The following is a 20,842-nucleotide window of genomic DNA, read 5'->3' on the forward strand; positions in this document are numbered from 1 at the left end:
AAAGTCCCGTCTGCCAGGCGGCGTCTGGCCCGCCCTAGGGGCGGACGACGCTACTTTCGAAACACGCCCTAGGGGCCCGCCGTTTCCTGGGCGCCCGTCGTCACCCGTACCGGCAGCACCCGCATCGCCTCACGCAACGCGGCGGCGAACTCCTCGAACTCGCCCTGCCGGGCCGCCCCTGTCCGCATGCCCAGCGCCACCCGCCGCGACGGCGCGGGCTCCGCGAAGTACCCAGTGGTCAGCGCGTCGTTGCGGGCGGTCTCGACGGTCACGGCGGTACGCGGCAGCAGTGTCACCCCGAGTCCGCCCGCGACCAGCTGCACCAGCGTGGAGAGCCCGGCGGCGGTCGTGGTGACCGGCGCCCCCTCCGTACGGCCCGCCTCCCGGCAGATGTCGAGGGCCTGGTCGCGCAGGCAGTGCCCCTCGTCGAGCAGCAGCAACGGCAGTTCGCGCAGCGCCTCGCGCGGAATGTCGATGCGCCCGCCCAGCCAGTGGCTGCGCTCCATGACCAGCACGAAGTCCTCGTCGAAAAGCGGGAGTTCGGTCACCTGTGGCACCCCGAGAGGTACGGCGAGCAGCAGCAGGTCCAGCCGTCCGGCCGCCAGCCCCTCCAGCAGCGACGAGGTCTGTTCCTCGTGCACCTGGAGGTCGAGCTCCGGGTAGCGGTCGTGGACCAGTCGCAGCACGGCCGGCAGCAGATACGGGGCGACGGTCGGGATCACACCGAGTCTGAGCACTCCGGTGAACGGCGCCCGGACCGCCTCGGCCTCTTCCATCAGCTCGCCCACGGCCTCCAGCACCACCCGGGCCCGCACCGCGAGCCGTTCCCCGGCGGGCGAGAGCAGCACCTTGCGCGTCGTACGCTCGATGAGCTGGACACCGAGCGTCTCCTCCAGCGCGGACACGGATCCGGAGAGCGCGGGCTGACTCATCCCGATCGCTGCCGCCGCATCCCTGAAGTGCAGATGTTCGGCCACGGCCGCGAAGGCGCGCAGCTGCGACAGGCTGGGCTGTTTGGGGCGATTGCCCTGGTTACTCTGCGCCACTGATAGGCACCTCCGATCATCACAACCAATTGTAGCTATTTCCGCGATCAATGCCCTCTGTGTCATGGTGGACACCGTCCAACCCTCAGGAACTCCCGCACCTGGGAATTCCTACGCTGCAAGGAGAGCGCGTGCTCACTGTCGGTGACAAGTTCCCCGAGTTCGACCTGACTGCTTGTGTTTCGCTGGAGAGCGGCAAGGAGTTCGAGCAGATCAACCACAAGACCTACGAGGGCAAGTGGAAGATCGTCTTCGCGTGGCCGAAGGACTTCACCTTCGTGTGTCCCACCGAGATCGCCGCCTTCGGCAAGCTGAACGACGAGTTCGCCGACCGTGACGCCCAGATCCTCGGCTTCTCCGGTGACTCCGAGTTCGTGCACCACGCCTGGCGCAAGGACCACCCGGACCTGACCGACCTGCCCTTCCCGATGATGGCCGACTCGAAGCACGAGCTCATGCGTGACCTCGGCATCGAGGGCGAGGACGGCTTCGCTCAGCGCGCCGTCTTCATCGTCGACCAGAACAACGAGATCCAGTTCACGATGGTGACCGCCGGTTCCGTGGGCCGTAACCCCAAGGAGGTCCTCCGGGTCCTCGACGCCCTGCAGACCGACGAGCTGTGCCCGTGCAACTGGACCAAGGGCGAGAGCACCCTGGACCCAGTCGCGCTCCTCGCCGGCGAGTGAGCTGACACCGACATGGCACTCGACGAACTGAAGGCCGCTGTTCCGGACTTCGCCAAGGACCTGAAGCTGAACCTCGGTTCGGTCATCGGGAACAGCGAGCTCCCGCAGCAGCAGCTGTGGGGCACCGTCCTCGCCTGCGCGATCGCCTCGCGCTCGCCGAAGGTGCTGCGCGAGCTGGAGCCGGAGGCCAAGGCCAACCTCTCCGCCGAGGCGTACACCGCGGCGAAGTCGGCGGCGGCCGTCATGGCGATGAACAACGTCTTCTACCGGACCCGGCACCTGCTGTCGGACCCCGAGTACGGGACGCTCCGTGCGGGTCTGCGGATGAACGTCATCGGCAAGCCGGGCGTGGAGAAGGTCGACTTCGAACTGTGGTCGCTCGCCGTCTCCGCGATCAACGGCTGCGGCCAGTGCCTGGACTCCCACGAGCAGGTGCTGCGCAAGGCCGGCGTGGACCGTGAGACCATTCAGGAAGCCGTCAAGATCGCCTCGGTGATCCAGGCGGTCGGCGTCACTCTCGACGCCGAGGCCGTGCTCGCCGAGCAGTAACAGCAGCACCCCTGATACGAGAAGGGCCCCGAGGACGACCGACCGTCCTCGGGGCCCTTCTTTTCCCCTACTCCGTCGCCGGCTGCGCCGCTTCCCTATCGGCTTCGCCGTCGCCGTGGCCCTTGGGCGGCGGTCCCGGCGCCCGGGTGGGGGCGACGCCGTCGGCCGAGGTGCCGCGCGGCTGCGGTGCGTACTGCAGCACCTGCTCCTCCCCGTACGCCCGCAGATAGCCGACCACCGTGTTGGTGACGGCGACCAGCGGCACCGCGACGACCGCACCGCCGATGCCCGCGATCATGCCGCCGGCGGCGACCGAGAGGACGACGGCGAGCGGGTGGACGCGTACCGCGCGGCCGAGGATGAACGGCTGCAGCACATGGCCTTCGATCTGCTGCACGGCCAGCACCACGACCAGCACCATCAGGGCGGTGAACACGCCCTCGGTGACCAGCGCGACGACCACCGCGAGCGCTCCGGAGATCACCGCGCCGACGAGCGGGATGAAGGCGAAGAGGAAGATGAAGACGGCGAGCGGCACCGCCATCGGCACATCGAGGAACCAGATGCCGAGCCCGATGAAGATCGCGTCGATCAGGGCGACCAGCACCGTGCCCCGCACATAGGCGGTCAGCGTCCGCCAGGCACGTGGCCCGGCGCCTGCGACACCCGGCCGCGCCTGCGCGGGCACCAGCTTCAGCACCCAGTGCCAGATGCGCTTCCCGTCGTACAGCAGGAAGAGCGTCGAGAACATCGCCAGCAGCATCCCGGTGAGGAGCTCCACCATCACGGTGACGCCCTGGAGTCCGGCGGAGGTTATCTCCTCGGTGTTGGTGCCGATGGTGTCGCTGAGATTCTTCGCGACATCGTTGATCTGCTGCTCGGTGACATGGAACGGGCTGTCGAGCAGCCATCGCTTCAGCTCCTCGATACCGTCCCGCACCTTGTCGGAGAGAGTGTCGAGGTTGTCCATGACCTGCCAGACCACGAACCAGCCGACCAGGCCCATGATGACGAAGCCCAGTATCGCGGTGACGGCGGTGGCGAGACCCCTCGGCAGCCCGTACCGCCGCAGCCGGGAGACGGTCGGCTGCAGCATCGCGGTGACGAGCAGCGCGGCGACGAACGCCAGCACCACCAGCTGTATGGCGCTGATGGCCTTCATCAGCACCCAGAGCGTGCCCGCGAGGACGAGCAGCCGCCAGCCGGCCTCGGCCGCGACGCGCATCCCCCAGGGGATCGCCGCGACCGGATCGGGGCGGGCGGCGACCGCGGGTGCGTAGGCGGGCGGCGCCGGGACCCGGCCGGGGGCGGTGGACTGTTCTTCGGAGGTGGACACCGCGGCGACGACCGCGACCGGGAATTCGGCCTGCGCGTCCCTGTATCCCTCGACGTCCCCCTCGGCCTCCGCCGCGGCGCGGCGTTCCTCCAGGCGGTCGCCCAGCTCGGTCAGTTCGGCGCCCAGCCGCCCGAGCCATCCTGGCAGTTTCGACATGAGTGTTTCTCTACCCCCGAGTTCTCTCCCCACCACTCCCCCCGGAGCTGTCCGGACGACGGTACACGCGCGAAGCCCCTCACCGTAGGACGGTGAGGGGCTTCGTAAGGTTGAGACCGGAACCTCGGAAGGTTCTAGTACCAGTGGTTGGCCTGCCAGAAGGACCAGGCACCGCACGGGGAGCCGTAACGGCCGTTCATGTAGTTGAGGCCCCACTTGATCTGGGTGGCCGGGTTGGTCTGCCAGTCGGCGCCGGCGCTCGCCATCTTGGAACCGGGGAGCGCCTGGACGAGACCGTACGCACCGGAGGACGCGTTGGTCGCCCGGTAGTTCCAGGTCGACTCGTGGTTCACGATGTTGCTGAAGCACTGGTACTGGTCGCCGGGGATCATCTGGCGAGCCATCGCCTGGACTTCGGCCACGGTGTACGAGCTCTGCGTGGCGAAGGCGGATGCGGAACGCACCGCGGACCGGCTGGCACGCTCGGCGTCCTTCTTGGCCTGCCGCTCCTTCGCCAGCTTGTCCTCGGCCGCCTGCTTCTTCGACTCGGCGTCCTTGGCGGCCTGGATGCGGGCCGATTCTTCCGCGGACTTCTTCGCTGCCGCGTCGGCCGCGGACGCCTGGGCGTCCGCCTGCTGCGTCAGCGAGGCGGTCTGCACCTGGGCCTGCTGGCCCGCAGGGATGTCGGCGAGAAGCGTCGTGTCGGCTGCGGTCGCCTCGAAGTTGTTGTCGTCGGCAGCAGGAGTGCTGCCCGATGCAACGCCTACGACGGCGCCGACGGTGGTGACCGCAGTGGCAGATGCCACGGCGAACCCCCGGACCGAGATCCGGCTCACACGGTGTCCTTCCAGCATCGCCCGCTTAGGTGACCTCGCGGACGCAATCGTGCCCCTGGCGCTGGCCTCCCTACTGCTTGGGTCACGGGAGGCACGGGCCCGGTGGGCGACTCCCCTGGAGGAGTGCCGCGTGGTGCTCGCGGGCGGCATACGGACGGCGATTGTTGAGTTGTCTGGTGCGTGGCACCTCTGGAGGTGCGGGTGTGCCGTATGCGGGGCCTGACGGAAGCAAGACTCTGCCGGAACGGGCCGCCGCGAAGCAATTCTCCGTTGCGTGTGAAAGCTCACACCCCGTTTGGCTCACGTGTTTTACGAAAAGGGTGCCGCAGCACGATGCCGCCCGGCTAAACTTTTCGGCTCGCCGGGCGGCACCAATGGTCGTATCCCGTGTCAGATCTGGCCTTCCTCCAGCATTTCGGTCACCAGTGCGGCGATCTGCGAACGCTCGGAACGGGTGAGCGTGACATGCGCGAAGAGCGGATGGCCCTTCAGCTTCTCGACCACGGCGACGACTCCGTCGTACCGGCCGACCCGGAGGTTGTCCCGCTGCGCCACGTCATGCGTGAGCACCACTCGGGAATTTGCCCCGATTCGAGACAGAACGGTCAGCAGGACGTTCCGTTCGAGCGACTGCGCCTCGTCGACGATCACGAACGCGTCGTGGAGCGAGCGGCCCCGGATGTGGGTGAGCGGCAGAACCTCCAGCATCCCGCGCCCCAGCACCTCCTCGATCACCTCGCGCCCGGCGACCGCCGAGAGCGTGTCGAAGACGGCCTGCGCCCACGGGCTCATCTTCTCGGCCTCGGTGCCGGGGAGATAGCCGAGCTCCTGGCCACCGACTGCATACAGCGGCCGGAAGACCATCACCTTCTGATGCTGCCTCCGCTCCAGGACGGCTTCCAGGCCGGCGCAGAGCGCGAGCGCCGACTTGCCGGTTCCGGCCCGGCCGCCCAGCGACACGATGCCGACGTCCTGGTCGAGCAGCAGATCGAGCGCGATGCGCTGCTCGGCGCTGCGGCCATGGATCCCGAAGGCCTCCCGGTCGCCGCGGACGAGGCGCACATTGCCGTCGGCGGTGATCCGGCCGAGCGCCTTGCCGCGCTCGGACTGCAGGACCAGTCCGGTGTGCACGGGCAGGTCGGCGGCCTCGGGGACGTAGAGCGTCTCCTCACCGAAGAGCAGATCCACCTGTTCGGCAGAGAGGGGCATTTCCGACATACCCGTCCAGCCGGAGTCGGTGACGGCGAGCTCGGCGCGGTACTCCTCCGCGAGGAGGCCGACCGAGGATGCCTTGATGCGCAGCGGCAGATCCTTGGAGACGACCGTGACGTCGTATCCCTCGGCCTGGAGATTGCGCGCGACTGCGAGAATCCGTGAGTCGTTGTCCCCCAACCGGTAGCCGGCGGGCAGTACGCCGGGGTCGGAATGGTTGAGTTCGACGCGCAGCGTCCCGCCGAGATCCCCGAGCGGAATCGGGGCATCCAGCCGGCCGTACCGGACCCGGAAGTCGTCCAGCAGACGCAGGGCCTGCCGGGCGAAGTAACCGAGCTCTGGATGGTGGCGTTTGGCCTCCAGTTCCGTGACCACGACGATCGGGAGCACAACTTCGTGCTCGTCGAACCGGGCCATGGCGTTCGGATCGGCCAGCAGGACGCTGGTGTCGAGAACATAGGTGCGCCTGTCGGGCATGCGGCGCTTTGTGCTGGTCACCACGGAAGGACGTACCCCCTCGGACGAGGTTGGGGTGCGACGGCGTCGCGGAGCATCCCAAAGGGAGAGGACGGACCGGGCTGTGACCCTCTTGCACGGGCCGAGCGACGGCCCTCCGCGTCAGCCGCACAGTATGTACGGTCCTTCGTGTGCAAAGGGCCTCCCGGGCGAGCGGACTCCATGCCGCTCACTTGGACACGACATCCGCCTGGTTTTGACCGGACGTCGACCTGTCAGGGGTATTCCCTCGAACACGCGAAGCCATGCCGCGCCGGGGGCGTGGGTGACCCGGGAGTGATGACCAAGGGCGCCCCGGGCACGCGGGTCCCGGCCCGCCCGGCCGAGGGGCTCCGTCCTCGAACGCCGGACAGGCTGTTCTTCGGACCCGCCCCGACACGCGGGCCCCGGCCGGGCCTTCGAGCCCGTCCGGCGATGGACGACGGGACCGGTGCCGTCGGGGGCGGCAAGTGACGACCCCGGGCACGCGGGTCCGGGCCCACCCGGCCGAGGGGTTCCGTGGCGGAGACGGACGGCGTCAGCCGCCGAAGCGGCGGCCTCGGGCGGCGTAGTCGCGCAGCGCGCGGAGGAAGTCGACCTTGCGGAACGCCGGCCAGAAGACTTCGCAGAAGTAGTACTCGGAGTGCGCGCTCTGCCAGAGCATGAAGCCGGACAGCCGCTGTTCGCCGCTCGTGCGGATCACCAGGTCCGGGTCCGGCTGCCCCCGCGTGTAGAGGTGTTCCGAGATCAGGTCGGTGGAGACGATCTCCGCCAGGTCCTCGAAGGACGTCCCCTTGGACGAGTGGTCGAGCAGCAGCGACCGGACCGCGTCCGCGATCTCCTGCCGACCGCCGTAGCCGACGGCGACATTGACCAGTATTCCGTCGACCCCGGACGTGGCCTGCTCGGCCTCCTTGAGGACGGTCTGCGTGTGCGCGGGCAGCAGGTCGAGGGTGCCGACGTGGTGGACGCGCCACCGGCCGTCCGCCGCCAGGTCACGAACCGTGTTCTCGATGATGCCGAGGAGCGGCGTCAGCTCGGACTCGGGCCGGTCGAAGTTGTCCGTGGACAGCAGCCACAGGGTGACGACCTCGACATCGGTCTCACTGCACCAGCCGAGAAGCTCCTGGATCTTGTCCGCACCCGCCTGGTGCCCCTGCGCGGCCGTGCCGCCGGACGCCTTCGCCCAGCGCCGGTTGCCGTCGAGGATGACACCGATGTGCTTGGGCACCTGGGCGTGGTCGAGGCGGGCCTCCACCCGGCGTGCGTAGAGCCCGTACACCAGGTCGCGCAAGTTCACTGAGTTCACCTCTCGGTTCCGTGCGGGCCCTCCCGCCCCATTGCCCGGGGTCCGGGGTCGACCCCGAGGGGATCGGCGCACCGGTCCGCAGAGTCCGTAGCTCCGCCGTGCCGTGACAGTCCCCGAGGCCGCCACATTACTGCGCAGGCACCGCACCGGCCCAACCCGGCCTGTCACAAGTCCGTGATAAGGAGGGAAACGTGACTGATTCTTCTTTCTCCTACCGAGCCGCCGGTTCGCGCTACGACTCCATGGAGTACCGCCGCACCGGCCGCAGTGGCCTCAAGCTCCCCGCCGTCTCGCTCGGCCTGTGGCACAACTTCGGCGACGACCGCACCCTGGACTCCCAGCGGGCGATTCTGCGCCGCGCCTTCGACCTCGGCGTGACCCACTTCGACCTGGCCAACAACTACGGGCCGCCGCCCGGCTCCGCCGAGCTCAACTTCGGCAAGCTCTTCCAGCAGGACTTCGCCCCGTACCGTGACGAACTGATTATTTCGACCAAGGCCGGGTACGAGATGCACCCCGGCCCGTACGGCGAATGGGGCTCCCGCAAGTATCTGCTGTCGTCGCTCGACGCCTCACTGAAGCGGATGCAGCTCGACTACGTCGACATCTTCTATTCGCACCGCTTCGACCCGGACACTCCGCTCGAGGAGACCATGGGTGCGCTGGCCTCCGCCGTGCAGCAGGGCAAGGCGCTGTACGTGGGCGTCTCCTCGTACAACTCGGAGCAGACCGCCGAGGCGGCCGCGCTGCTCAGGGAGATGGACGTGCCGGCCCTGATCCACCAGCCGTCCTACTCGATGATCAACCGCTGGACCGAGGACGACGGACTGCTCGACACGCTGGAGGAGGCCGGCATGGGCTGCATCTCCTTCGTGCCGCTCGCCCAGGGGCTGCTCACGAACAAGTACCTGAAGGGCATCCCGGAGGGTTCACGCGCCACCCAGGGCAAGTCCCTCGACCCGGATCTGCTCTCGGACGAGGTGATCCGCCGGCTGAACGGGCTGAACGACATCGCGCAGCGGCGCGGCCAGTCACTCGCTCAGCTGGCACTCACCTGGGTGCTGCGGGACAGCCGGATGACGTCGGCCCTGATCGGCGCTTCGAGCGTGAAGCAGCTGGAGGAGAACGTCGCGGCGCTCGCCGCGCCGGCCCTGTCGGCCGATGAGCTGAAGGAGATCGACACCTTCGCCGTGGACACCGCCGGCACCAACATCTGGGCCGGCCGGGGCTGAGAGTCCGGTCTTCGCCGGACGGGTACAAAAAACGGGCCGGTCCGTGGGGGGGATACGGACCGGCCCGAGGGGGGGTTTCCACCATAACCCTTCGTAAGTGATGCTGCGTGCCACGCCACTCGACAATTACTCTCCGAATTCGTGGGACTCCGGTCCGAGCACGGCGCCCGGGGGCGGATGAGGTGGATGAAGCGGATGAGGCAGGTGGGCTGCCGGAGGCGTCCGCCTGACGCCGGCCCCCCGCCAGGGGGTCGGCGACCGCCCTCCGGCTTCACGCAGCCGGAGCCAGGACCAGCACCGTCGCGCCGATCAGGACCACAGCTGGGTGTCTCACAGAGGCCATGGGGCGAATATGGGACAGCCTCTGACCTGATGGGCCGCTAGATTCCGCATCATGACGACCCGAGCAGCAACCGTGACCTGGACCGGGGCGAACGCCCGCCGGATCGAGCGCCAGGGCCTCTCCGCCCCCTTGGCTGCCTCCCCCGCGGACGCCGTGGCGGCGATGCTTGCCGCACACGCACAGGTGCGGTCCGCCGCCGAGCTGTCCGTCGGGCTGCGGCTGACGGGCGGTACGTGTGCCGACGTACGCACCGCACTGTGGACCGACCGCACCCTGGTCAGGACGTACGGGCCGCGCGGCACCGTACATCTGCTGCCTGCGGCCGAATTACCGATGTGGACCGGCGCGTTGTCCCAAGTTCCCACCGGGGCCGGTCCGCTCCGGGAGGACGTCCGGATGAGTCCCGGGCAGACCGAGGAGGTCCTGGCGGCGATCGGCGACGCGCTGACGGGCACCGAGCTGACGATCGACGAGCTGTCCGACGCGGTGGTCGCCCGCACGGGTCCATGGGCCGGGGACCCGGTGATACCCGCGTTCCAGGGGCTGTGGCCGCGCTGGCGGCAGGTGATGCATCTGGCGGGCCACCGCGGTGTGCTGTGCTTCGCCCCGGACCGCGGCCGCAAGGTCACGTACACCAACCCGGGCGCCGTCGCGCTCGACGGTCCGACGGCGCTCGCCGGACTCGTGCGGCGCTATCTGTACGCGTACGGCCCCGCCACCCCTGCGCACTTCGCCAGATGGCTCGCAGCGCCGACCACGTGGGCCGTGTCCCTCTTCGCGGAACTGGCCGGGAACGGGGCGATCGAAGAGGTGGCGTACGAGAGCGGCGGTACGGCGTGGCTGGTGGCGGGCGACACCGGATTCCCCGCCGGACCGGCGCGCGGGGTGCGGATGCTCCCCTATTTCGATGCGTTCGCCATCGCGTCCCAACCGCGCGAGCGGCTCTTCCCGGGCGCGGCGTACGAGCGCGCGCTGGCACGCGGTCAGGCGGGGAACTTCCCCTTGCTGCTGATCGACGGAACCGTCGCCGGGGTCTGGCACCAGCGCCGCTCGGGTCGCCGGATCGCGGTGACCGTGGAGCCGCTGTCCCCGCTCACCGCTGTACAGCTGCGGGAGCTGGAGGAACAGGTGGAGCGGGTGGGGACGGTGCTGGGAGGGAAGACGGAGCTGACGGTCGGGAAGGTGACGGTGGGGCCGCACGCGTAGGACCGCCTACCCCGGCTTGCGGGCCTCGATCAGGAAGCGGGTGGTGTGCGCGACGAACGGCCCCTCGGTCTCGATGAGGTGGTGCAGGGCGGCCAGCTGCGGCCGGTACTGCTCGACTGTGAAGCCGGGCACCATCCAGATCACCTTCCGCAGGAAGTAGACGACGGCGCCGATGTCGAAGAACTCGGTACGCAGCGTCTCCAGCCGCAGATCGACGACCTCCAGCCCGGCCGCCTCGGCCTCGGCGCCGGCCCGTTGCGGGTCGCGGGCGCCGCGCACCTCGGGCGGCTGCGGACCGAGGAAGTACTCGACGAGTTCGAAAACGCTCGCCGGACCGACCTGCTGCGAGAAGTATGTGCCGCCGGGCCGCAGGACGCGTGCGATCTCCGTCCACCAGGTGGTCACCGGGTGACGGCTGGTCACCAGGTCGAAGGCGGCGTCCCCGAACGGCAGCGGCGGCTCGTCCGCATCGGCGACCACGACGACGCCGAGCGGATGCAGGCGGGCGGTGGCCCGGGCGATGTTCGGCGGCCAGGATTCGGTGGCGGCGGTGAGCGGAGGAAGCTTCGGGGCGGAGGCGAGGACCTCGCCGCCGCCGGTCTGGATGTCCAGGGCGGCGTGGGCCCGGCCCAGCCGCTCCCCCATGGCTTGCGCATAGCCCCAGGAGGGGCGTTGTTCGGTGGCCCGACCGTCGAGCCAGGAGAAGTCCCAGCCGTCGACGGAGACGGCGGCGGCCTCGGCCACGAGTGCGTCGAAGCGTGCGCGTTCCTCTTCGGGTGTTCCAGGCATACGGCGATGGTGTCACCGGTGCGCCCGCGGCCGCGACCGGATTCCGGGTCCACCGTTCCCGGCGGTCCGTGAGCGGTACGGCAGGTTGAGGGCTGTCCCGTAATCCCTGGCGGGCGCACGACGACAGCTGTGCGATCTCGCTGCGTTGTCGGAACGCCCGAATGCACCCAGTATGAGGACGCCCCTCCGCCTTGCGGTGCACCGCATCCGACGCCGCGCGCTGAACCACCAGGGATTACTGGTCGGTCTTAGACGGCGAGACCGCCCAGCAGGAGCCCGAGCAGGGCGCCCCCGATCATGAACGGCCCGAACGGGATGCCCGTCTTGCGACCGGCCCGTCGCAGGATCATCAGCCCGAACCCGTACACCGAACCGAACACGAACCCGGCGAAGCCTCCCGCGCAGACGATCGCCCACCCGTACCAGCCGAGGGCCACGCCCAGCGACACGGCGAGCTTGACATCGCCGAAGCCCATCCCGTTCGGGTTGATCAAGAAGAGCATGAAGTAGAAGCCTCCGAGCGCGAGCCCGCCGAGCAGTGCGGAGGTCCACGATCCGGCATGCTCCGGAAGCAGCGCCGCGCCGCCCAGGAGCAGCGCGGCCGCCCCGGCGAGCGGCAGCGTCAGCTGGTCGGGCAGCCGGTGGACGCGGCGGTCGATGGTGGCGAGAAGCACGGCGACGGGGGCGAGCAGCAGCCAGACGACGAGCTCGGGGCGGAGTCCGGTGGCCGCGGCCAGGACGGTGCAGCCGAGGGCGGTCACGGCCGGGGCGAGGAGGGAGGGGGCGTAACGCTCAGCCGTTCTCCCGGCTTCACCACTGCCCGTATCCGGCACGGAAGCGGCAACCGCCGCCGCCCGCAAAGCCGTCCGTACCCCGGCACACGCAGCGCACCGGGGAGAACCGAGCCAGCCGCGGGCCACCCCGCTGAAAGGGTGGCCGGCGGGGCAGGTGTCCCGCCATGCATCGTCCGGTTCGACCGAGAACCGGTAGGCAGCGCGAGGGACCAGCAGTCCGGTCGCGGCGCCCCAGAGCGCGGCGACCCCCAGCAACATGGCGAACACGGAACCGACCCTAGGCCGGTGGACGCGCACGGGTCATGGGTCCAGGGGCCCACTGCGTGCGGTTCCGGGCCCAGCGGCGGTCACCGGGCGCTACCTTCGTGGCCATGGGTCAATGGCGCAATGGATACGGGACGTTGACGGTCACGGACCGCGAGGGCGGGCCGGAGCAGGAGGTGCCGCTGCGGATCGCCGCCTCGTACCGGGCGCGGTCCAAGGGGCTGCTCGGTCAGGACGGGATCGACGGGGCGCTGATGATCACCCCGTGCGGGAGTGTGCACACCTTCCGGATGCGGTTCGCGATCGATGTGGCGTACCTGGACCGGAAGTTCAACGTGGTGGCGGTCCACACGATGAAGCCGGGGCGGCTCGGGATGGTGCGGCTGCGGTCGCGGCACGTGATCGAGTCGGAGGCCGGGGCGATGGAGAAGTGGGGGCTGCGGCCGGGAGCCCGGGTGCGGGTCGTCCAGACCTCCTGACGCGGGGACTTGAGACCGACCGGCACATGAGGGGTGGGAGATCTGCTGCGCCGCCCCGCCGGGCCGGGTCCGGGCGGTCGCGACGGGTGAGGGGCACGGCTCAGGAGACCGGGCGGCGGGTGCCCAGGCCGCGGCCGACGAGCGGGGTCACCGTGCGGATCAGTTTCAGCTGGGTGGAGCGCAGGACCTTCACCGTCGTGTCGTCGGACCAGCCGGTGGTCGTGGACCATTGGTATCCCGAGCCGACCACCTCGCTGGCGAACGCCAGTTCCGTCGCGAGCAGGGCCCGCGCCCAGTCCATCGGTTCCAGGGGCTCCTTGGCCGCAAGTGCCGTACGGATCCGGGCGCCTCGCCGGTTCAGGTCGTCCGCGTCGTCGAAGCCCATGGCCACGGCGAACTCCTCCGTGCACCGCGCGGGGCCGCTCCACTCGATCAGGCCCTGTTGCAGGAGCCGGGACTCCTCATCGGTCAGCATCAGCTGTTCCGCCGTCTGCACGCCAGCCGTCACCCTTCCACCCTTCCGGGAGCCCGCCCGGCCCCGCAGTCGTTGTGCGCACGTGGGTGCCGGCGGAACATTCAGAACCTCAGGGATGCGACGCTAGCCACCGGCCGACGAGGCCGTCTTGGGCCCGTGGGCTCATGCCGGGGCCCAGCCGGAGCCGTTGCGCCGGCGTCGAGACGGTCGTTCCGCGGGTCCCGTGGCCGCCGGAACCGGCCACCGGATCCGTGCCCGCATCACAGGTCGCCGAATTCGCCGCCGCGGCTGCGCACTTGGGTCCGGGTTTGGGGCCAAGGACCCAGGTCATACGGCTAGTTCGCCCGTACGCTCACGCCACACCCGAGGTTCGGTCAGCGGGGGACGAGCAGGGCGAATGAGCGTCGGAGAGGGAGAGCCGTGAGCAGTGATGGGGGCTGGGGACACGGAAGCACGGGCCATATACCGCCGGGGCAGGGTCCCGGCCGGCCGGGCGGTGGCCCCGGCTGGAACGGCGCAGGCCGGAGCGGCGGCGGTGCGTTCTTTCCGCTGACGCGCAGTTGGGCCGTCGGCGCCCTCGTCTACATCGTCGCCGGTTTCCTGGTGAGCCGCGGGCTCGTGGAGACCCTCGCCACGGGTGCGCGGCTCGAGGAGTTCACCTGGCGGCTGGGCCTGCTGCATGTGCCCAGCGTCATCACCACCCTGCTCACCGTCCTGGCCGCCGCCCGCGTCCTGCCCGAGGAGCAGCGGGAGTCCCGCCCGGTGCATCTGGCCGCCGCGCTGGGTGTGCCGGTCGCCGGACTCGCGTACGGCCTCGTCGTTTCGTGGCATCTCGTCGGTTTCGAGGGCGTGTTGATGCCGCTCGTGGTGCTGGTCACCGGTTCGGCCGCCGGGCTGGCCGTCGACCGGCTGCTGGAGGACGACGACAGCACGGAGTCCGTCACGCCGAACTCGTACTCCTGGCGGGACAGCGGTGCCACCGCCATGGAGTACCTCGGGGTGATCATCCTCGTCGTCACGATGATCGGCGCGATGGCGATGGCCGGTGTCGGCGGTCAGATCGGCGAGCGGATCCGGTGTGCGATCAGTTCGCTCGGTGGCGGCGGGGGGTGCACCACCGGTGGCAACAACCCGGTCGCGAAGCCGAAGACGGATGCCGACTACGAGCCCAAGCTCTGCCAGATCTCCAGCGTCTCCGAAACGGTCGGCGACAAGGTCAAGATCGGCTGGTTCGAGTGGGGCAACGAGTACGGCTTCCAGCAGAAGGTCAGCCAGGCCAACACGGATGTGAACGAGGACGGCAAGGTCGACGAGAACGACAAGCTGGTCTACATGACGTTCACGGACGCCGCATCCGTCGGCGTCAACGCCAGCACTCCCGGCTTCAAGCTCGGCAAGCTGGGCAAGGCGGACGTCGACGTCGGCGGCGGCGTCAAGATCACCAACGGTGACACCTGGGTCTTCAAGAGCGAGGAGGACGCCAAGAAGATGCGGGACGACATCGAGGAAATGAAGATGTGGGAGGCCTCCACGAAGTACAGCGGCGGCTACGGCGGTAACTGGTACTCGGGGATGAAGTGGGCGGACAAGAAGAAGGACGTCGAGAGGCAGATCGGCAACAAGAAGATCTCCTACTCGACGATCGGCCTCAATGCGTACGCGGACGGCGGTCTCAACATCAGCGCGGGCGACGAGTCCAAGCTCAGCGCGAAGCTCGGCGGCAAGGTCAAGTTCTCGCCGGAGGTGACCATCTCGAAGGACGACGTCAACGGCAACGAGTCGTACACCTACACCGCCAAGCTCGAACTGGAGGGCAAGGTCGGCGGTTCGGCCGGCCCGCTCACCGGTACGGCCGGGGCGAAGGACACCCGTACCGGGGCCGTCACCGTCACCCGTGACCAGAAGACCGGCAAGATCGTCCGTATCGACATGACGAAGACGGTCGAGACGGGCTCCACGTCCGACAAGGGCGAGGCCAAGGGCGACAACGGCAAGAAGGACGGCGACAAGCGCGGCGGCAAGGCGGGCGCCACCGACTCGTCCGGCGACACGGGCATCGAGGTCCAGACGAACTCGATCGTCTTCGGCAAGGACACCGACAAGGCGACCGAGGACAAGCGGGCCATCGCCGAGCAGTGGCTGGACGGCAGCGGCAACAACACCGTTCCGTTCGAGTACATGTTCGGCGACAAGTCGCTTCAGCAGAAGCCCGACGGAACCGACCCGTTCGATCAGATGATGTTCCAGGACGGTCTGTCGAGCACGATGCAGTACCACGGCGAGACGGACGCCCAGGAGTTCGGCTTCGAGGTCTCGCTCGGCATGAGCCTCGGATTCTCCCTCTCGGACGAGCACAAGAAGGAGCAACTGACGGACGCGCAGTTCCTCGGAGCTCCGCAGGGCGACAAGCGCGCGTTCCTCCCGTACAGCTACTGCGCGAAGTGAGCCCCGTACGCAACACCCCGCACAACGAAAGGCGATGACGGCAGTGAGGAAGTCCCGGACGTCCGGCGCGGTTGTTGCCGCCGCCCTCGGTCTCACCCTGCTCACCGGCTGCGGCTCTTCGGACGCCGCCGCCGTCCCGGACGGCTGGGGCACGCTCGACACCAAGAGCGTGTCCGTCGGCTACCCCGAGAACAAGGGATACAAGGAGCAGTCCGCCGCCGACCGCAACAAGAACAACGCGGCCGTCGCGCTCAAGGAGGAGGGCGGGCTGCGCACCGGCATGGTCTCGGTCCAGCTCGACTTCGCGACCGGCATCGACGACGCGGGCGAGGCCGCCTCCGCGGCGGGCGCGGGCATCGGCCTCGGTGCCACCCGCAAGGGCACCACCGACGTGCGGCTCGCGGGCGAGGAGAGCGCCCGCGAGGCGCGTCGGATCGACTACGAGTTCACCTCGTCCGGCAAGGAGCAGACCCCGGCGAGCGGCACCCGGATGACGGGGGTCGTGGTGGCGGGAGTCGATTCGAAGCACGTACCGTTCGCCATCCGGATCAATGCGGTGAAGGGCTCTCTGAGCGCTCAGGACCTCGACGCGTTCGTGGACTCGATCACCGTGAAATAGCGGGTGGAGGACTGGCGTTCATGGATGTACTGCCCGGCGGGACCGCCACGTTCCTGCTGCTTTTCGGCCTGTTCCTCGGTGCGTTCGCCGTACGGTCGGCGCTGCGGCTGAGCCGCGTGCTGAGCCTGGTGCGGCACGGGGAGCGGGCCGAGGGGCGGTGCGCGGAGCGCCGGGTCGTGGACCGGGGGGCGGACCGGGAGCGGAGCTATGCGACGGAGTACGTGTTCGCGTTCCGCACGCTCGACGGCCGCGAGGTCGAGTTCGTCGACCATGCGCCGGGCCCCTTCGGCTTCGAGGTCGGGGCGCCGGTCCGGGTCTCGTACGATCCGGCGGACCCGGTCAGGCGCGCCACGGTCGCCGGGCCGCGGGCCTGGGGTCCGGTGCTGATGCCCGCGGTGTTCACGGTGGTGCTGGGGGTGTTCGCGGTGGGGCTGCTGGCCGGGTTCGCGGCGATGCGGGGCTGGCTCTGACAGCAGCAGTCCGGACCGGCCGTCCGGCCTCAGGTGGGCGCGCGCATCCACCCCGTCGGCGACGATCGCGGCGGCCCCGGCTACTCCATGTCGTCGTCCTCGTCGAAGTCGCCCAGCACGTCCGAGAGGTGCTGGGCGATGGGGCTGCCCAGCTCGTCCTCGGTGCAGAACAGTCCGTGCACGGCGCCCATCGGATAGATGGCCTCCTCCGTGTCCTCGCCCGGCATCCCCACACAGGGGTCGTCGATGACCCCTGACGGATCCGCCTCCCCGAACAGGGAAGGCAGTTCGGCGCCCTTCACGGCGAACGGCTCGAACTTCCACACCGCCCCCCGGGTGCGGCACACCACTTCCCCGATGTACCAGCACGCCCCCTGAAGGAATGCGCCGCGTCGCGCTGTGCGGGTCTCCGCGTCGCTGTCGCACCGGCTGCGGATGAGGTCCTCCAGCACGTCCAAGGACCGGGGGGAGAAGTCCCATGTCCCGGGGGTGCCGGTGTCCTCGGCCCAGTGGTCGAAGCTCCGGGCGCGTTCGGCCAGCCACGCCGACAGGTCGGGGTGGGACTGCGGGTCGATGCCATGGTCCGTGCGGTCAGCCATGCCGCCCACTGTAGACAGAATCCCGGACCAAGGCGTGAACTGGCCACCGTGTCCGGCCAGTTGACACGCCGCACCTCGACAAACCGTTGCCTCAGCCGACGCATCAGGCTCTAGGGTGTAGGGCTGGACGGTGGCAAGCACGGGGGCCCGCACCGTCCAACTCCGTGTCCCATGAGCCCCCCACAGGGACAGACACTTGAGTACCTCCATACGATCACGCATACGAATCCGGCTGGCCGCCTGGTTCGCCACCGCTGCCGCAGCCGGACTCGTCGTCACCGGCCTGCCCGCCTTCCAGAGCACCGCCGACGCCGCACCGGGCAAGATCCGCTGCGATGAGAAGTTCCTCGGCCGCAAGTACAACATGGACGAGGCCCGCGGCATCCAGGGCAAGAACACCCCCTACAGCCAGAACCCCGAAGACACCTGGGGCGACTACTTCTTCGACAACCCCTCCCACGCCTTCGACGGGATGCCCACGCCGGACCAGGCGAAGCTGGACGCCGCCGGCAAGACCGACGACGACGTCCAGAAGTGGAAGAAGAAGTACGGCCAGACCCGTGACCCGCAGTACCGGGCCCTGGAGATCTACGCCCGCTTCAACAAGCAGCTCGTCGGCAGCGGCCCCCGGAAGATGAATGACTTCCGGCTCTGGCTCGACCAGCGGGTCATCGGCAACGAGGCCAACCAGCGCAAGGGCGACGGCTTCGAATCCCGTGTCGTCAAGCAGTTCAAGCTCGTCGGACCGGACTGGATCTGCCAGAAGGAAGTGCCGGTCTTCGACAAGGACGGCAAGGCGGTCATCAACCCCAAGACCGGCGAGCAGGCGGTCCGCAAGTACGACGCCTACAACGCCAAGACCAAAGAGTTCGTCGAGTTCAAGTCCAACGGCAAGCACATCGCCGAGCAGCTCCGCTGGGACAAGCACATCCTGCGCAACAAGGAGTACGCCGACCACAAGCTCCGCCTGATCACCGGCGACGAGACCACGGGCAACACCAAGCGCCAGTACGCGTCCCTGAACCGGCAGCTCCAGAGCGAACGCGGCACGAGCCTGCCCCAGGCCACCATCCGCGAGCAGCGCGCCAACGGCCACGCCCGCTGGACACCGAACAGGTACACCCGCTACGACAAGGTCTTCAACCCCGATCCGCGCCGCGTCGGCTCCTACGGCCCGCTGCACGACGACGTGTGGCGCTCGGCGAAGAGCCCTGAGCAGGCACGCAAGCTCCAGCACCAGTACAACCAGGTCAACACGCGTGGCGGCTTCGGACGGCCCGGAGGCATCGACTTCTCCACCCTGGAGCTTCAGTACGTCGGCAACCCGGCCAAGGGCAAGGGTCTCGACTACTCCTTCAAGGCCGACATGGTCGAGGACGAGGACAAGAACCCCGGCTGGGGCGGTGAGCAGCGCCTTCAGCTCTCCTCCGATGCGATGTTCGCCTGGCTCGCGCTGACGCCGGACAAGTTCTGGGTCAACCTCAACCCGGACCAGCCCGACAGGATCATGGACAAGACGTTCGGGAAGACCGATGCCGGACGCGTTCTGCTCCAGGCCGACCTGGAGATGAAGCACGACTACGCGCGTGACATGGACCCCCGCAGCGGCATCGGCAAGCAGTACTGGGATGCCATGGCGGCCGCGAACATCCCCTGCGGGCACCAGATCCGGCTGTGGATCGTCCCCAAGACCGCCAAGGTCCGCGCCGACGACAACGGCCTGTACATCCTGGATGCGCCGCTGAAGGTCAACGCCGAGCCGCAGAAGGTCAACTTCCCCAGCCCCAACGGCAAGTGCGACCTGACCGAGGCCCAGATCAACACCTCACAGCGCCTGGTCGAGCAGTACGTCATCCCCGACGTCGAGGAGAAGGTCAACAGCGGGAGCGCGTACGCCGACCTGCGCCGCGCCTACAACGCCCGCGTCGCGGCCGAGTACATCCGCACCCAGGACAAGGACCACGTCACCGACTTCCGGCCTCTCATCAACAGCAACAACGTGGCTCGTTGGCCACTGCGGGGCAAGGCAAAGGCCTGGACCCCGAAGCAGACGTGGGACGACTACATGAAGTCCTACACGCAGGGCGACTACAGCTACCCCTGCCAGGTCGACGGCCAGAACAAGACCTGCATCATGGGCGGCGTCGACTTCTCCAAGGCCCCGAAGCGCAACATCTCCAAGACGGAGTTCAACCTCCAGCACCCCAAGACGGACACCACCACCAAGACCTCCAGGACCACCACGGTCACCTACCGCAACAGCAACACCGTCATGTTCGGCGGCTCCAGCTCCGGCAAGGTCTACAACGGCGGCGGGAACGAAACCCCGAGCCCGAAGCCGACCAGCACGGGCAAGCCCACCAGCAGTCCGACCCACCAGCCCACCACTCCGGCACCGGCCCCGTCCGGCAGTCACACTCCCGCCCCCACCGGCACCCCCGAGGACCCGGACGGCAACCTCGCCCACACCGGCTCCGACACCCCCGTCGGCCTGATCGCCTCCATCGCCGGGGCACTCGCCGTCGGCGGAGCGGGCCTGACCTGGTGGATGCGCCGTCGTAAGACGGAGTAAACGAGAGGCCCTGGCAGCCACACCCGTACGCCAGGGCGCTCACAGCGAAGGCCCCGCCCCCACGGCACGGCAGTTCCAGGCGGCGGGGCCTTCCTCCTGACCGGCCCGGCAGCGCTGTGACGGCTGTCTGTTCAAGGGGTTGGCCGGCAGTCCTGCACCACGACCCGCCGAAGCACTACGCGAACGTGGCCCGGTCGAAGGGGACCGTCAGCGGCTCCAGTGCCCCGGCCGCAAGCAGCTGCCTGTTCACCTCGGTGATCGTCTCGATGCCGGGCAGCTCCGTGCCACCGCGCGTGAGATCGACGACCAGGCCGCCATCTGTCGTACGGGTGTACGTCCCCGGCAGCCCCTCCGGTGCGCGGTCCGCCCGGCCCGGCGACAGATACACCGACCGGCCCGCGCGTGGGGCGCCGGCCCGGAGACCGAACTCCGTCTTCACCGCGCGGAACTCCTCCCTGCTGTACGCCTCGCCCCAGTCCGGGCCCCAGCAGGAGACGAGCGCCTCCAGGACGTCCGTGGACCGCCGCACCAGTTCCGGCGCGTCGTCCGAGGCCGAGAGGAGCCCCACCACGCACGAGTCGGGCGCGCGGTTCGCCGATCCTCCCGCGGTGATGGAGACGGTCACCTTCACCGTCTCCAGCCGTCCCGACCACAGAGAGGCGGTGTAGCCGATGTACGGGGCGTCCGGGTCCGGGTTGGTGAGCAGGAGGTACTCCGTCAGGGCGGGCACACCGAGCTCGACCGGCGGTGCCGTCGGATCATCCTCCGCCTCCGCCGCCCGCCAGGTCCCGCAGGCATCGGCATCGATGCCGCCGAGGGTACGGAGCAGGTGCCCCCAGCGCTCGGCGAGTTCCTGCGGGTCCTCCTTCCGGACGCCCCACAGCCCGTGGACCGTGACATTCAGCAACGGGGTCTCCTCTCACGCTGCCC

General features: G+C 69.1%; 19 protein-coding genes. 9 read left to right on the forward strand and 10 right to left on the reverse strand.

All coding sequences use genetic code 11. The annotated features are described in order from the left end of the window. Window positions 1-68: 68 nt before the first annotated feature. Window positions 69-1,046 (reverse strand): hydrogen peroxide-inducible genes activator, encoded by a 978-nt coding sequence (locus ACNPQM_RS20330; RefSeq protein ID WP_358857929.1) that lies wholly within the window; start codon window positions 1,044-1,046, stop codon window positions 69-71. A gap of 131 nt (window positions 1,047-1,177) precedes the next feature. On the opposite strand from ACNPQM_RS20330, the gene ACNPQM_RS20335 reads away from it, so the two are divergent. Then, window positions 1,178-1,732: a peroxiredoxin gene (locus ACNPQM_RS20335; RefSeq protein ID WP_358857928.1), complete on the forward strand. Its 555-nt coding sequence runs from the start codon at window positions 1,178-1,180 to the stop codon at window positions 1,730-1,732. Window positions 1,733-1,744: 12 nt separating this feature from the next. After that, complete coding sequence (locus ACNPQM_RS20340; protein WP_358857927.1) at window positions 1,745-2,281, forward strand: alkyl hydroperoxide reductase; 537 nt, start codon at window positions 1,745-1,747, stop codon at window positions 2,279-2,281. A gap of 67 nt (window positions 2,282-2,348) precedes the next feature. Here the strand turns inward: ACNPQM_RS20340 and ACNPQM_RS20345 are convergent, their stop codons facing one another. The 4 genes from ACNPQM_RS20345 to ACNPQM_RS20360 form a co-directional block, all read right to left on the reverse strand. Beyond that, window positions 2,349-3,773, reverse strand: a complete 1,425-nt coding sequence (locus ACNPQM_RS20345) for an AI-2E family transporter (RefSeq protein ID WP_418085136.1) — start codon at window positions 3,771-3,773, stop codon at window positions 2,349-2,351. A 134-nt stretch (window positions 3,774-3,907) separates the two neighbouring features. Next, complete coding sequence (locus ACNPQM_RS20350) at window positions 3,908-4,609, reverse strand: lytic transglycosylase domain-containing protein (protein ID WP_358857925.1); 702 nt, start codon at window positions 4,607-4,609, stop codon at window positions 3,908-3,910. Between the two features lie 390 nt (window positions 4,610-4,999). Further along, window positions 5,000-6,322 (reverse strand): PhoH family protein, encoded by a 1,323-nt coding sequence (locus ACNPQM_RS20355; RefSeq protein ID WP_358857924.1) that lies wholly within the window; start codon window positions 6,320-6,322, stop codon window positions 5,000-5,002. Between the two features lie 532 nt (window positions 6,323-6,854). Continuing rightward, the gene (locus ACNPQM_RS20360; RefSeq protein ID WP_358857923.1) at window positions 6,855-7,616 is read right to left on the reverse strand and encodes an isoprenyl transferase; all 762 of its coding nucleotides are present in this window, start codon (window positions 7,614-7,616) and stop codon (window positions 6,855-6,857) included. Window positions 7,617-7,816: 200 nt separating this feature from the next. Between ACNPQM_RS20360 and mgrA the strand changes: the two genes are divergently transcribed. Next, on the forward strand, window positions 7,817-8,857 hold the full coding sequence (mgrA, locus tag ACNPQM_RS20365; RefSeq protein WP_418085137.1) for an L-glyceraldehyde 3-phosphate reductase: 1,041 nt from the start codon (window positions 7,817-7,819) through the stop codon (window positions 8,855-8,857). A gap of 394 nt (window positions 8,858-9,251) precedes the next feature. Next, window positions 9,252-10,406, forward strand: a complete 1,155-nt coding sequence (locus tag ACNPQM_RS20370; protein ID WP_418085138.1) for a winged helix DNA-binding domain-containing protein — start codon at window positions 9,252-9,254, stop codon at window positions 10,404-10,406. A 6-nt stretch (window positions 10,407-10,412) separates the two neighbouring features. Here the strand turns inward: ACNPQM_RS20370 and ACNPQM_RS20375 are convergent, their stop codons facing one another. Then, window positions 10,413-11,195: a class I SAM-dependent methyltransferase gene (locus ACNPQM_RS20375; protein ID WP_418085139.1), complete on the reverse strand. Its 783-nt coding sequence runs from the start codon at window positions 11,193-11,195 to the stop codon at window positions 10,413-10,415. Window positions 11,196-11,443: 248 nt separating this feature from the next. Then, window positions 11,444-12,247, reverse strand: a complete 804-nt coding sequence (locus ACNPQM_RS20380; RefSeq protein WP_418085186.1) for a prepilin peptidase — start codon at window positions 12,245-12,247, stop codon at window positions 11,444-11,446. 113 nt (window positions 12,248-12,360) lie between these two features. Between ACNPQM_RS20380 and ACNPQM_RS20385 the strand changes: the two genes are divergently transcribed. Further along, on the forward strand, window positions 12,361-12,732 hold the full coding sequence (locus ACNPQM_RS20385) for a DUF192 domain-containing protein (protein WP_418085140.1): 372 nt from the start codon (window positions 12,361-12,363) through the stop codon (window positions 12,730-12,732). A 100-nt stretch (window positions 12,733-12,832) separates the two neighbouring features. On the opposite strand, the gene ACNPQM_RS20390 is transcribed toward ACNPQM_RS20385, so the two are convergent. Next, window positions 12,833-13,228: a hypothetical protein gene (locus tag ACNPQM_RS20390; RefSeq protein WP_358857917.1), complete on the reverse strand. Its 396-nt coding sequence runs from the start codon at window positions 13,226-13,228 to the stop codon at window positions 12,833-12,835. A gap of 399 nt (window positions 13,229-13,627) precedes the next feature. Here ACNPQM_RS20390 and ACNPQM_RS20395 point away from each other — a divergent pair, with 399 nt between their 5' ends. Genes ACNPQM_RS20395 through ACNPQM_RS20405 form a run of 3 tightly spaced genes read left to right on the forward strand, consistent with a single transcriptional unit; the run spans window position 13,628 to window position 16,741 of the window. Next, the gene (locus tag ACNPQM_RS20395) at window positions 13,628-15,652 is read left to right on the forward strand and encodes a hypothetical protein (protein ID WP_418085141.1); all 2,025 of its coding nucleotides are present in this window, start codon (window positions 13,628-13,630) and stop codon (window positions 15,650-15,652) included. 34 nt (window positions 15,653-15,686) lie between these two features. Further along, window positions 15,687-16,271 (forward strand): hypothetical protein, encoded by a 585-nt coding sequence (locus tag ACNPQM_RS20400; protein ID WP_358857915.1) that lies wholly within the window; start codon window positions 15,687-15,689, stop codon window positions 16,269-16,271. 20 nt (window positions 16,272-16,291) lie between these two features. Continuing rightward, window positions 16,292-16,741, forward strand: coding sequence for a DUF3592 domain-containing protein (locus ACNPQM_RS20405; protein ID WP_358857914.1), 450 nt, complete (start codon window positions 16,292-16,294; stop codon window positions 16,739-16,741). A gap of 80 nt (window positions 16,742-16,821) precedes the next feature. Here ACNPQM_RS20405 and ACNPQM_RS20410 read toward each other — a convergent pair whose 3' ends face one another. Beyond that, window positions 16,822-17,340, reverse strand: coding sequence for a hypothetical protein (locus tag ACNPQM_RS20410; RefSeq protein WP_358857913.1), 519 nt, complete (start codon window positions 17,338-17,340; stop codon window positions 16,822-16,824). A 196-nt stretch (window positions 17,341-17,536) separates the two neighbouring features. Between ACNPQM_RS20410 and ACNPQM_RS20415 the strand changes: the two genes are divergently transcribed. Then, entirely contained in the window at window positions 17,537-19,912 is a 2,376-nt protein-coding gene (locus ACNPQM_RS20415; RefSeq protein ID WP_418085142.1) for a hypothetical protein, read from the forward strand. Window positions 19,913-20,087: 175 nt separating this feature from the next. Here the strand turns inward: ACNPQM_RS20415 and ACNPQM_RS20420 are convergent, their stop codons facing one another. After that, window positions 20,088-20,819 carry an Imm52 family immunity protein gene (locus tag ACNPQM_RS20420; RefSeq protein ID WP_418085143.1) on the reverse strand — a complete coding sequence of 244 codons (732 nt, stop codon included), beginning with the start codon at window positions 20,817-20,819 and terminating at the stop codon, window positions 20,088-20,090. Between the last annotated feature and the right edge of the window lie 23 nt (window positions 20,820-20,842).

The organism is Streptomyces sp. NPDC056231 (genome assembly GCF_048270745.1).
Lineage (GTDB): Bacteria > Actinomycetota > Actinomycetes > Streptomycetales > Streptomycetaceae > Streptomyces.